Genomic DNA, 12,965 nt, shown 5'->3' with positions numbered 1-12,965 from the left:
GTTTTTATCCTACTCTAGGTAAGTCAGACCATTTTGTTAAATACGATGGTGATCTAAGGTTTTGATTCATGTGCCATGAGGCTTCTTGATTGTTGGCAATGCCTAGCGTAACGAGATTCTTCCCAAACCGTTCACTGATGGCTTCAATAACATCTGAAAGTTTTTCGCGCTCTTGCTTATGCGAATAGTCCGTGAATAGATCAGGCACAAATTTGGATTTATCCTTAATTTCTAAAAGTACGATTCCTGCCTTTTTATACTTAAAACCCTTCTTAAATATCTGATCGATACCTTTCATTGCAGCCTTGGTGATAAGTAACCAGTCGTCTGTATGCTCATGCATCTGAACTACGGTGTATGGAGTGTAACGCTCAGTCTTATCAAATCGACTGGTTTGAATATAAACCCCAATCATCTTGCAGATTGAGCCATCATCACGCATTCGCTTTACTGCTCTGGCTGCATAGAGTCGCACCGAAGCCTTTAGATCATCCACTTCATACACAGGGCTGCCATATGAACGGCTGCTGATAATCTGCTTTTTGGCTACTGCATCATCAGTCAGGTCGATACAAGACAAACCCTGTAACTCAAGTACTGTCTTTTCCATGACGATGCTGAATTGCTTTTTAATTTCTTTAGGATTGGCGTTAATCAGATCTAGAACAGACTGGATGCCCATAGCATTGAGTTTCTTGCAGTTCTGCCTGCCGACTCCCCAAACATCAGATACATCGACTTGCGCCAGTAAAGTCTCAGCAGAGCACTGGTCCATATGAACTAAATTACACACGCCACCAAAATACTTGTTCTTCTTGGCTAAATGATTGGCAATCTTGGCTTCAGTTTTAGAGCGACCGATTCCAATACAGCAGGGTAGGCCTAACCATTGGAATGCTTTAGTTCTCATATCTTGCGCATATTCTGTCAGGTCAAATAAGTGCTCATACGTTGTGAGCTTTAGGAAGCATTCGTCAATTGAATAGACTTCTTGCTCTCCAGGTGCAACATAACTCCCGAGAAGCTCCATAAAGCGTCTGGACATTTCACCATACAGAGAGAAATTACTCGAGAGAACCTGAATGTTATGTTGTTTGATCAAATCCTGAATCTGAAATACAGGAACCCCCATCTTTATACCTAAGTCTTTTGCTTCTTGGCTTCTTGCCACGGCACAGCCATCGTTGTTGCTGAGCACAATGGTTGGGCAATCATTTAGGGCAGGGTTAAACACACGTTCACACGAGACGTAGCAATTATTCACGTCAACTAACGCGAATATCTCATTTTCACTTTTCATTTTTATTCTTCTTTTTATGAACGGTGATGAATACGTTTTAAATTAAAAGTCACTACACCCCAAATAGATATTGTCTGACTGTCGTTGGGAATGATGTGATTGTATCTAGGATTCTCAGCTTTTAACCAAAGGTCTGGAAGAGGGTAGTCTTCATCTCCGAAAATCTCTTTGATTTCAGACTTAGACATCTTGCTTGTAATCATTAACCGCTTAATTGTCGAAGCACTATTATCAATTAATGCAATTACGATATCGTAGTGCTTTGCTTCTATACTGCGATCAACAATGATCGGATCATTAATCTCAAAACCTGCATCAAGCATCGATTCACTGTCTACGTAAGCGATAAATGTAGAAATAGGGTTATGAATAAGGAATTCATTCAGATCGAGTGCTTTATCTTGTTCATCCTTGATACTAAATGCAGGACCAGCAGGAATGCGCTCTAAAGAGACTGGAATTGAGACTTTGGATTTGGGTAGTACTGCGGTTAACCCTAATTTCTCAACAAGTTCATTTTGAACAGCGATTTGCTCTAGAACTGTATTGATGGTAGGGCTTGGCTTACCCTCTGGACCCATGAGCTCTTGCAAAGATGACCATGCGTCATCAGAGAAGTAGATAGGCAACTTCTTAGACATGTGATACTCCTACGCTACAGTGGCGTGTTTGGAAGTAGAATTTGTCTAAATATGATATTACTAACAGGGATTAAAATTCAAATTTAAAAAGTTGTGGATAAACAAGGAGAAGTCAAAATAAGTCGTTTTGTTTCTGCTCATCGCGTGGAAAAGTGAATCGTACCGGGTTTGTCGGAGAGTCAATATTCTTAGAGACTATCCCGATGACAAAATTAAAATATACCCCTGAAATCAGAGAAAGAGCGGTTCAATTATTGATTGAATCTGAAAAAGATTATCCTTCTACTTGGGCTGCAATCACAGCAATTGCGCCTAAGATTGGTTGTACTCCTGAAACACTTCGTGCCTGGCATCAAAAGCATTTAGATCAGCAAAATCCTATTAAAGTACAACAGATATCTGATCAAGAAAAAATGAAGCAAATGGAACGTGAAATTAAAGAATTAAAGCGTGCCAATGAAATTCTACGTAAAGCAGCCGCTTTTTTCGCCCAGGCGGAGCTCGACCGCCCACACAAATAATGGTGGATTTCATCCATAACAATAAAGATCGATATGGTGTTGATGCGATTTGTAGGATTTTACCGATCGCAGCTTCAACCTATTACCGAACTTTAGATCTCGCGGACAATCCAGAACATCGAGCGAAACGAGATCTACATGATGAGCATCATGCTGAACAAATTAAACGAATTTGGAAGGAAAGTTCAGGTCGATATGGTGTACGTAAAGTCTGGCAAAAATTAAAACGTGAGGGTTATGTTATTGCACGTTGTACAGTTGCTCGATTAATGAAAAAGCTAGGTATACAAGGTGTTTGGCGAGGTAAGAATAAACAAACCACCCGTAGCCGAGATGACCAAAAACGGGCAGATGATTTAGTGAAACGTAATTTTAATGCTGATCATCCAAACCAACTATGGGTGGGTGACTTTACCTATATTCAAACTCATTCAGGCTGGGTATATACCGCATTTGTTATTGATGTGTTCTCACGAGCAATTGTTGGATGGAAAGTATCGACACGGATGAATACAGATATGGTGCTCGATGCATTGGAGCAAGCATTGCACGATCGAGGCATGCCAAAGAATGTGATTCATCATTCCGATAGAGGTGTTCAATATCTTTCTATTCGCTATACCAATCGTTTAGAAGCAGCAAATTTACGAGCATCAGTCGGTACAACGGGTGATTCATACGATAATGCTCTGGCTGAAACGGTGAATGGCTTATACAAAACAGAGGTGATTGAATATTTAAAAGCAGATTGGCAAGGTTTAGCAGATGTACAACTTGCGACACTAAACTGGGTAGATTGGTTCAATAAAAAGCGTGTACACAGTGCACTGGGTTATGTATCGCCTTTTGAGTTTGAAGCAATGTACTATGATAAGATTAACCCGTTAGGTCAGGTGGCCTAACTTAAATAAAAAAGTCTCCGACAAACCCGGTACGGTTCACAGCTTCTTATTGGTGTTTTAAATACAGATTTGTGTATGAAGAGAAAAACATTTCTAATCCAGATATTGGTACTCTTATTCACATTCCAGAATATTTGGAGTGTGGCAGAGGCTGCGTGTCTGCATGAAATGCTAAACATACCCAATTCAATACTCTATAATCCAATCGATTTAGACGAAAAGAGTGATAGTCCTAGTCAAGCACTTTATTCCTTAGAAAACTATAAAGAAATTTATGATTATTGTCAGAAGGTTTGTTTTAACGAAAAGTGCAGTCATTTCTCAATTACAATCGTGATTCAGATTGACCCACCCGATGATTTGAAGCTTAAAACTCATTTTGAGACAGTCCTTACACCATCTTATTTGGGAAGAACTTTTTATAAATCCCCTTATCTGAATCAATTAACACCCCCTCCTGATTTGCCCCTACTATTGGTGGGGTAGTCTTATAAAAGCCCACCACTCCTAATCTCATTATGTGTGGGGCATTTCATGTCAAAAAACAAATTATATCAGGATACTTCTATCCTGAATTTATCCTGGTCAGCATTCCGTACAGGTGTCTTGCTATCAGCAATGATCAGCTTGAGTACTTCTGTAGTCGCCAGTCCTCAAGATTTAACGCTGCGACAAGCCATTGATCAGGTCAACCAGTATCAAGCGTCCCAAAATTTCTGGGAAACGCAAAACAGCATTAATGCCACGAATCTTCAGCAAAGTAAGCTGTTTAAAAATCCTGAACTGTCAGTTGAACAAACGGGATTTGGTTCAAATAATGAAAAAGAGCTTGCCATTGGCATATCACAACCCTTGGATATTTTTGGTGAGCGAAAAGCAAACCAAAAATTAGCCAGTCTCTCTACAGATAAAACAGCACTGAAGCAGAAGATTTATCAAGCGCAAATTGAGCTTGCAGTGAAATATGTATGGTCACAACTGGCCATTGCCGAACTTGAAAGAAACATTGTCAATGAACAACTTCGGGTGAGCGAAGAAAACCTTAAAGCGATCGAGAAGCGCTTTACTGCGGGCGGTATCGCGCAAGTAGATGTGAATCGCGCACGTTTAAGTCATGCTGAAAATATCCGTCTTTTTAGACAGGCCGACTTACAAGTCCAAGTGGCCACCCAACAATTATCAAATTTATGGGGAACCTCTGATAAGTCATTGAAGGTAAACCTCTCTTCACAAAAGCTCTGGCCAAAATCGACTCATCAGCAGGTTCAAGAATATTTAGCGGAAAACTACGTTGAGAAATATCGAGCTTTACTGGTATTAGAGTCTCAAGCAACGGTTGATCAACTAAGGGCAAAGGCACGTCCTAACCCCACTTTAAACCTAGGTGTCAACCGCACCCAATCCTTGGAAAACTCCACACAAAATCAATTAGTAGTCGGAGTCAGTGTACCGCTTAATATTTTCGATCGTCAGCAAAATGGCATAAAAATCGCGCAAGAAAAAATGAACTTATTAGAGCGTCAGAAAGACTTTTATCTAAAGCAAAATGCGCTGCAAATAGGCACAATTTTAACCGAGTTGCAGGGTTTAGAGCTGCAATTCAAAGTCGTTGACGAGACTCAAATTCCTTTGGCGACTCAAGTTCAAAGTAAGACGCTACAAGGTTTCTTGGCAGGCAAGTTTGCTTTAACCGATGTTCAGCAAGCCACGCTTCAATTACAAGACATCCGTCTGCGTAAAGTCCAGTTGTTACGGGATGGCTGGCAAAAGGCCATTGAAGCAGAAAGTTTGAGCTTAGGCATTAGCCCAAGTGAAGTCATGTCGAAAGATGCTATTGCACAAATCAATCAAAACTTATGGCAAGACATACAGGCCATGCCTGTCATTGGTGGGGGAAATTAACATGTTCGATCTTAAAAAAAGCTTAAAAAAACAGAGCGGAAAAATCTCTCAACCTCTACTGATTAGTTTGGTTATCGGCGCTACCGTACTCCTCAGTATTTTTTTGATCTTAACGGGTAAGAATAAATCGGAAACATCAGATGAACATGCAGAGGAAGAAAGCGGAGAAGAACATGGCGGTGAAACTGAAGAGCATGCCGAAGGCGTGAGCCTGACCGCCAAGCAACTGGTTGAACAAGGTATACAGTTATCAGCGGTCGATCAAGGTCCGGTGGTTAAATTAAGTTCTTATCCTGCCAAACTCAATGTGAATACGGATCAGCAAGCGCATGTCTCACCGAGTTTTAGCGGTCATGTAGAAAATGTTTATGTAGAACTCGGCCAAAAAGTTCAGAAAGGACAGCCTTTGGCTACATTGCTTGTTCCTGATCTAGTTGATCAGCAGGCCAATCTTAAAATTGAACAAACCAATCTGGAACTGGCGAAACAAGACTTTGAGCGTGAGCGTCAATTGTGGTCACAGGGTATCTCAGCAAAACAGGACTATCAACGTGCTTCCAACGCCTATAAACGGGCACAAATTCAGGTTCAAGCGGCCCAATCACGTTTAAGTGCATTTGGTGCTGTGAATGCCAGTAATGGCCGCTATATTTTGAAAGCCCCCATTTCCGGCGTGATTAGTAAAAAGGATTTGGTGCAAGGAGAAAATGTTCAGTTAGCAAGTCAACTCTTTACGATAGACAGGTTAGATCAGCTCTGGCTTGAGTTTATTGTTCCAAATTCTGAAATTGTGGGCTTAGCCCCGAATCAAAAGATAGAATTTAAATCCTTGCAAACAGAAAAGGTTTATCAAGCTGTTATTCAGGCTTTAAATACTGAAGCGGATATTCAAACAGGTCGTCTTCAGGTGCGAGCAAAAGTTGAATCGAATGCAACCGAATTACGTCCAAACTTGATGGTGAACGTACAGTTGCAACAACGCAGTGAAAGTACCGCATTACGGGTACTTAAGTCCGCAGTTCAGAATGTCGATGGAAAAGATGTGGTTTTTGTCGCCACTCAGCATGGACAAAAAGTTGAATTCAGTCCGCAACCTGTGAAATTAGGGCAATCGTCTGGGGATAGCCAGTGGATTGAAGTGGTGAGTGGGCTTAGTCAGGGACAAAAATATGCCGCTCAAGGCAGTTTTTTACTGAAATCCGAGCTGGAAAAAGGAGAGGCTTCAGATGAGTAATGAAACTCCTCAAATTCCAGACCACGAATCGGTAAAACCTGAAGGACTGTTTGATCGACTGATCCAGTTTTCTATCCATAACGCAATCTGGGTCATGCTGTTTATTGCGGCTTGGATTGCTATTGGTATTTATAGTTATCAAAAGTTACCGATTGATGCTGTACCAGATATTACCAACACTCAGGTGCAGATTAACACTTCAGCCAATGGTTTTACGGCTTTAGAAATGGAACAGCGGATTACATATCCAATCGAGAATGCCATGTCAGGCATGCCGAAAATGGAACAAACCCGTTCTATTTCACGCTACGGCTTATCGCAAGTGACCATCATTTTTGAAGATGGCACGGATATTTACTGGGCCAGACAGCTTATCAACCAGCGCTTGCAAGAAGCAATGGGAGAAATGCCTGAAGATGTGCAACCTAACATGTCACCTATTTCGACAGGTTTAGGTGAAATCTATCAATGGGTGATTAAAGCCGAACCAAATGCTAAAAAACCGGATGGAACCGCTTATTCTGCGATGGATTTACGTGAAATTCAGGATTGGATTGTAAGGCCGCAATTACAGCGTGTAAAAGGCGTTGCGGAGATCAACAGTATCGGTGGCTTTAATAAAACCTATGTGGTTGCCCCTGATCTGAACCGATTACAACAATTGCAAATTCCTTTGACTGATTTACAAACCGCCTTAACAGAAAATAATGAAAACCGTGGAGCTGGCTATATTGAGAAAAATGGACAACAGCTAACGGTTCGTGTTCCTGGCACTTTAAACACGATTGAAGATATCCAGAACATCAGTATTGCCAATAAAAACGGCTATCCGATTCGGGTGGCAGATGTCGCCAATGTCTCAATTGGTCATGACTTAAGAACAGGGGCTGCAACCTATAATGGTGAAGAAACTGTATTGGGTATTGCCATGATGATGATGGGAGAAAATAGCCGTACCGTTGCTCAAGCCATTGATGAAAAGGTGCAATCGATCCAGCAATCGCTACCTAAAGGTGTGGTGATTGAGACTGTGTATGACCGTACGCATTTGGTTGATCGGGCGATCAAAACCGTTCAGAAAAATTTGATTGAGGGTGCAATCCTCGTCATTGTTATTTTATTTCTCTTTCTAGGTAATTTCCGTGCTGCGCTGATCACGGCTTGCGTTATTCCACTCTCAATGTTGTTTACCTTGACGGGAATGGCAGAGCAGAAGATTAGTGCAAATCTGATGAGTTTAGGGGCACTGGACTTCGGTATTATTATTGATGGTGCAGTGGTTATTGTAGAAAACTGTATCCGTCGGCTAGCAGAAGCTCAGAAGCTGAAAGGTGGTTTACTTAGCCGTTCTGAAAGATTTAAAGAAGTCTTCTTGGCTGCAAAACAGGCGCGTCGTCCTCTGATTTTTGGACAGTTAATTATTTTGGTGGTTTATCTACCTATCTTTACCCTGACGGGTGTAGAAGCCAAACTTTTCCATCCTATGGCAATGACTGTTGTACTGGCTTTAATTGGGGCCATGATTTTATCTGTCACTTTTGTGCCAGCCGCAGTTGCCCTTTTTGTCACTGGAGAAGTCAAGGAAACCGAAAGTCGCTGGATGCATTGGCTTAAAACTAAATATGAACTGCTTTTAGATAAAGCCTATGAGCTTCGTTTATTTGTGACTATTGTGGCTGCCTGTATTTTAGTGCTTACGGGTGTGCTAGCCACTCAAACAGGTAGCGAGTTTGCACCTCAACTGGGTGAAGGTGATTTTGCTGTTAAGCAAATGCGTTCCCCAAGTACAGGGTTAGAACAGTCACTGAGAATGCAGGAAAATACTGAGAAGTTACTGTTGAAAGAATTTCCTGAAATTAAAGCGATCTTTGCTCGTACCGGTACAGCAGAAGTGGCCACAGATGTGATGCCACCCAACATTTCAGATGGCGTTGTACTGTTAAAACCTCATGATGAATGGCCTGATCCAAAACAAACGATTGATGAGCTTCGCCAAAGAATGATTACTTTCTTAGCGACATTGCCGGGAAATAACAGTGAGTTCTCGCAACCCATTGAACTGCGCTTTAACGAGTTAATTTCAGGGGTGCGAAGTGATGTGGGTGTCAAATTATTTGGTGATGACATGGAGATTCTAAATCGCGAAGCGAATAAAATTTCTCAAAAAATTAACTCAATTTCAGGCGCGACAGCCGTTAATGTAGAACAGACCAGTGGCTTACCCTTGTTGAATGTAGAGGTGGATAAGTCCAGAGCTGCACAATATGGCTTGTCGGTAAGAGCAATTCAGGATCTGGTAGCTACAAGTGTCGGTGGCCAGAATGTTGGAACCATTTTACAGGGAGACAAGCGTTTTGATTTTGTCATCCGTCTAGATGAATCCCAGCGTAGTCCTGAACAGTTAGCGGTACTTCCTATTCAATTGCCGAATGGTGGTTTAGTCCAACTGCAAGATGTGGCACGCGTTGAAAATATCCTGGGTATTAATCAGGTCAGCCGTGAAAATGGTAAACGTCAAGTGGTTATTACTGCAAATGTAGAAGGACGTGATTTAGGCTCATTCGTAACAGAGCTTCAGAGCACGTTATCCAAACAGGAATTACCAAGCGGTTATTGGATAGATTATGGCGGTCAATTTCAAAATCTGATGTCTGCAAAAGCGCGTATGCAATTGGTGGTTCCGCTCGCATTGTTGACGATCTTTATTTTATTGATGGCTGTATTCCATAATATCAAAGAAAGCTTACTGGTCTTTAGTGGTGTACCGTTTGCCTTATGTGGAGGCTTAATCGCGTTGTGGTTGCGTGACATTCCATTATCCATGTCAGCAGGGGTTGGCTTCATTGCACTATCGGGGGTGGCTGTACTGAATGGCTTAGTCATGCTTACCTTTATCAAAGAGTTGCGACAACAATATGACCTTTATTATGCAACGTGGCAGGGTGCAATTTTGCGTCTTAGACCTGTGCTGATGACAGCTTGTGTGGCGTCCCTTGGGTTTGTCCCGATGGCTTTGGCAACCGGAACTGGGGCAGAAGTACAGAGACCTTTAGCAACAGTGGTTATTGGAGGAATTATCTCCTCTACCCTGCTTACATTGGTTTTATTGCCCGTACTGTACCGCTGGATGAATGAAAATAAAGCTTCTTAATCCATTAGATTAAGCAATTTTTAGCAGAGATATTGGGTCTGTCTCAAATATCTCTGCTAATCATGGATTAAATAAGGAAAATATTTTATGTCAGAACATCATGATCATAGCCATGCGGTTGTTACTGAAGAAAATAGTAAGAAGTTAATGGTTGCCTTAGGTTTAACGACTACTTTTTTAATAGTAGAAGTTGTCGCTGCTTTTATTACCCAAAGTTTGGCTTTGTTATCTGATGCAGCTCATATGTTTACTGATGTAGCCGCTTTAGCTATTGCTCTTGCCGCTATCAAAATTGGTAAAAAAGCCGCAGATGATAAAAGAACTTTTGGCTATCAGCGATTCGAAATTTTAGCGGCTCTGTTTAATGCAGTGATGCTTTTTGTAGTGGCGATATATATCGTCTATGAAGCTTACCAACGTTTTACGAATCCTGCTGAAATTCAAAGTATTGGAATGATGATTGTCGCAGTCATTGGTTTGGTCATAAATTTGATTTCAATGAAAATCCTTTCTGCGAGTGCTGAAGGAAGTCTAAATGTGAAAGGCGCATATTTAGAAGTTCTTAGTGATGCACTGGGATCGATAGGCGTGATTATCGGAGGAGTGGTCATTTATTTTACCCAGTGGATGTGGGTAGATACCTTAATCGCTGTGTTAATTGGCTTCTGGGTCTTACCTCGAACTTGGGTTTTATTAAAACAAAGTATCCATATTTTGCTTGAAGGGGTTCCTGATGAGATTGATATTGAGTCGTTAAGAAATGATTTATTGATGCTAGAGGGTGTTGAAGGGATTCATCAGTTGAAAGTCTGGGCTATATCTTCAAAAAACATTCATTTAACTGCTCATTTAGTTGCTCCTAATAGCGATCCAGATCAGCTCTATCAAAAGGCCTTAGACGTTCTAAAACATAATCATAGTATTACTGAAATTACGTTACAAATAGAAAGTACGGAATGTAATACATTGGAACAGCATAAACATTAAAGTGCTGCTCTTTCTACATAATGGACAGATGACTAGGCTGATAAACCTTACCATTTTCCTGTATTACACTTCTATTTATCACACGCACTTTAAACGGCACTGTTGCAAATAACCACGAATGGTAAGCTGAAGACTGTTTTAGCTAAAGGTGCAGCATATGAATCCTTTCCATGGTCGGCATTTTCAGGGCGAAATCATTCTTTGGGCTGTGCGCTGGTATTGTAAATATGGCATTAGCTATCGTGAACTGCAGGAAATGCTGGCCGAACGGGGTGTGAATGTTGATCACACGACTATTTACCGTTGGGTTCAACGTTATGCTCCTGAAATAGAAAAACGTTTACGCTGGTATTGGCGTAATCCTACAGATCTGAGCTCGTGGCATATTGATGAAACCTATGTAAAAGTGAATGGACGATGGTCTTATCTGTATCGTGCAGTCGATCAACGTGGCGATACCATTGATTTTTATCTTTCTTCTAGACGTAATACCAAATCAGCATATTGTTTTCTTGGAAAAATTTTAAATAATGTGAAGAAGTGGCAAATTCCACAAGTGATCAACACGGATAAAGCACCCACATATGGACGTGCTTTATCACGGTTAAAACGGGAAGGTAAATGTCCACCAGACCTTGAGCACAGGCAGATTAAGTATAAAAATAACGTGATTGAATGTGATCATGGCAAGCTAAAGCGGATCATCAGGGCCACATTAGGATTCAAATCTATGAAGACGGCTTATGCCACAATTAAAGGTATTGAAGTCATGCGTGCACTACGTAAAGGACAAGCATCGTCATTTTGAACCGTACCGGGTTTGTCGGAGACCATTTTTCTTGAGAGAATGTCCCAATGACAAAACCAAAATATACTCCTGAAATCAGAGACAGAGCGGTTCAATTATTGATTGAATCCGAAAAAGATTATCCATCGAATTGGGCTGCAATCACAGCTATTGCACCCAAGATTGGTTGTACTCCTGAAACATTACGTGTTTGGCATCAAAAATATCTGGATAAACAAAATCCAGTTAAAGTACAGCAGCTTTCAGATCAAGAACTTATTAAACAACTCGAACGTGAAAATAAAGAACTGCAACGTGCTAACGAAATTCTACGTAAAGCAGCTGCTTTTTTCGCCCAGGCGGAGCTCGACCGCCCACACAAATAATGGTGGATTTTATCCATCATAATAAAGAGCTGTACGGAGTCGAGGCGATTTGTAGAATTTTACCTATCGCACCTTCAACCTATTACCGGACTTTAGATCTCTGCGATGAGAAGCACTGCTTCGCAAGGGAACATCGAGCGAAACGAGATCTACATGATGAGCATCATGCTGAGCAAATCAAACGAATTTGGAAAGAAAGTTCAGGTTGTCAACGGCAATTTAAAACTGACCCCTTTTACCTTAAAAACAGCAAAGTAAAATTGACCCCTTTGATGATTTATTAAGACTCAATTTGTGGTTGAATTCCTACTCTCTTTTTATCTTTTAGACGATAACTCTCACCCGATATCTGTACCACATGACAGTGATGTAATAGCCGATCTAACATCGCAGCGGTCAACGTAACATCATCCGCAAATGACTTAGACCATTGGCTAAAGGGTAAGTTACTCGTCAATATCGTACTGCCTTTTTCATAACGCTTGGCAATCACGTTAAAGAACAGATTCGCTTCTTCACGTCCAAACGGTAAATAACCAATTTCATCGATAATCAGTAACTTTGGTCCCAGTACCGCACGTTGCATATAGGTTTTCAATTTACCTTGCTGATAGGCTGTACTCAGTTGCAGCATTAAATCCGCTGCGGTAATGAACTTGATCTTAATGTTGTTCATGATGGCCTTATAGCCTAATGCCATAGATAAATGCGTTTTTCCTACTCCGCTAGCCCCGAGAAACACCACATTTTCTGCTCTAGCAATAAAGCTCAGATTGAACAGTTCAATCACCTGTGATTTAGGGGCCCCTAGGGCATAATTAAAATCATAGTCTTCCAGGGTTTTGACTTGAGGCAGGCCTGAGAGTTTCATCAGTACCTGCTGGCTACGCTGTTGCCTGGCAGCATATTCATGCGTCAAGATCGCTTCAACAAAGTCGGCATAACTTCCATCCTGACCTAATGTTTGTTGTGCATGATGTGACCATTGTGATGCGATGGCAGGCAGATTAAGCTTTTGGCAAAGTTGCTCTATACGGTCGTATTGCAGATTCATCAGGAAAATCCCAGCAACTGGTCATATACCGATAAGGGATGCTGCAAACTCTCGTAGGGCATGACATGCTGTGCTGCTGCAACAGGTACAGTGCTGGAAC

10 protein-coding genes, 1 pseudogene and 2 other annotated features are annotated in these 12,965 nt (G+C 41.3%); of the genes and pseudogenes, 8 read left to right on the top strand and 3 right to left on the bottom strand.

Translation table 11 applies throughout. The annotated features are described in order from the left end of the window. Positions 1 to 4: 4 nt before the first annotated feature. Positions 5 to 1,300 carry a Y-family DNA polymerase gene (locus ACSC9N_RS17105; protein ID WP_439036144.1) on the bottom strand — a complete coding sequence of 432 codons (1,296 nt, stop codon included), beginning with the start codon at positions 1,298 to 1,300 and terminating at the stop codon, positions 5 to 7. A 14-nt stretch (positions 1,301 to 1,314) separates the two neighbouring features. Beyond that, positions 1,315 to 1,941, bottom strand: coding sequence for a LexA family protein (locus ACSC9N_RS17100; RefSeq protein ID WP_004637145.1), 627 nt, complete (start codon positions 1,939 to 1,941; stop codon positions 1,315 to 1,317). Positions 1,942 to 2,144: 203 nt separating this feature from the next. On the opposite strand from ACSC9N_RS17100, the gene ACSC9N_RS17095 reads away from it, so the two are divergent. The 8 genes and pseudogenes from ACSC9N_RS17095 to ACSC9N_RS17060 form a co-directional block, all read left to right on the top strand. Then, a protein-coding gene (locus ACSC9N_RS17095; RefSeq protein ID WP_439036143.1) for an IS3 family transposase occupies positions 2,145 to 3,364 on the top strand; the annotation gives its coding sequence in 2 pieces (ribosomal slippage) (positions 2,145 to 2,421 and positions 2,421 to 3,364; 1,221 coding nt in all). Continuing rightward, positions 2,420 to 2,536 (top strand) — a sequence feature (AL1L pseudoknot). It overlaps the preceding gene by 117 nt. Before the next feature lie 75 nt (positions 3,365 to 3,439). Beyond that, positions 3,440 to 3,850, top strand: coding sequence for a hypothetical protein (locus ACSC9N_RS17090; protein WP_439036142.1), 411 nt, complete (start codon positions 3,440 to 3,442; stop codon positions 3,848 to 3,850). A gap of 48 nt (positions 3,851 to 3,898) precedes the next feature. Then, entirely contained in the window at positions 3,899 to 5,266 is a 1,368-nt protein-coding gene (locus ACSC9N_RS17085) for a TolC family protein (protein WP_439036141.1), read from the top strand. Position 5,267: 1 nt separating this feature from the next. Continuing rightward, positions 5,268 to 6,500 (top strand): efflux RND transporter periplasmic adaptor subunit, encoded by a 1,233-nt coding sequence (locus ACSC9N_RS17080; RefSeq protein ID WP_439036140.1) that lies wholly within the window; start codon positions 5,268 to 5,270, stop codon positions 6,498 to 6,500. After that, a complete protein-coding gene (locus ACSC9N_RS17075; protein WP_439036139.1) occupies positions 6,493 to 9,651 on the top strand; it encodes an efflux RND transporter permease subunit in 3,159 nt (1,052 codons plus the stop codon). The genes ACSC9N_RS17080 and ACSC9N_RS17075 overlap by 8 nt, the downstream gene beginning before the upstream one ends. 87 nt (positions 9,652 to 9,738) lie before the next feature. Further along, positions 9,739 to 10,638, top strand: a complete 900-nt coding sequence (locus ACSC9N_RS17070; RefSeq protein ID WP_248603972.1) for a cation diffusion facilitator family transporter — start codon at positions 9,739 to 9,741, stop codon at positions 10,636 to 10,638. A 157-nt stretch (positions 10,639 to 10,795) separates the two neighbouring features. After that, positions 10,796 to 11,446 (top strand): IS6 family transposase, encoded by a 651-nt coding sequence (locus tag ACSC9N_RS17065; RefSeq protein ID WP_004777953.1) that lies wholly within the window; start codon positions 10,796 to 10,798, stop codon positions 11,444 to 11,446. A 47-nt stretch (positions 11,447 to 11,493) separates the two neighbouring features. Next, positions 11,494 to 12,017 (top strand): annotated as a pseudogene (locus ACSC9N_RS17060) (transposase); the annotation flags it as partial. After that, positions 11,769 to 11,885, top strand: a sequence feature (AL1L pseudoknot). (Overlaps the previous pseudogene by 117 nt.) A 74-nt stretch (positions 12,018 to 12,091) precedes the next feature. Here the strand turns inward: ACSC9N_RS17060 and istB are convergent. Then, complete coding sequence (gene istB / locus ACSC9N_RS17055; RefSeq protein ID WP_034686254.1) at positions 12,092 to 12,865, bottom strand: IS21-like element ISAba8 family helper ATPase IstB; 774 nt, start codon at positions 12,863 to 12,865, stop codon at positions 12,092 to 12,094. Between the last annotated feature and the right edge of the window lie 100 nt (positions 12,866 to 12,965).

It is taken from the genome of Acinetobacter sp. PC34 (assembly GCF_051789135.1).
In the GTDB taxonomy this organism is placed as follows: domain Bacteria; phylum Pseudomonadota; class Gammaproteobacteria; order Pseudomonadales; family Moraxellaceae; genus Acinetobacter; species Acinetobacter johnsonii.
The sequence above is the reverse complement of the archived record's forward strand: the minus strand, read 5'-3'. Positions and strand labels throughout refer to the sequence as shown.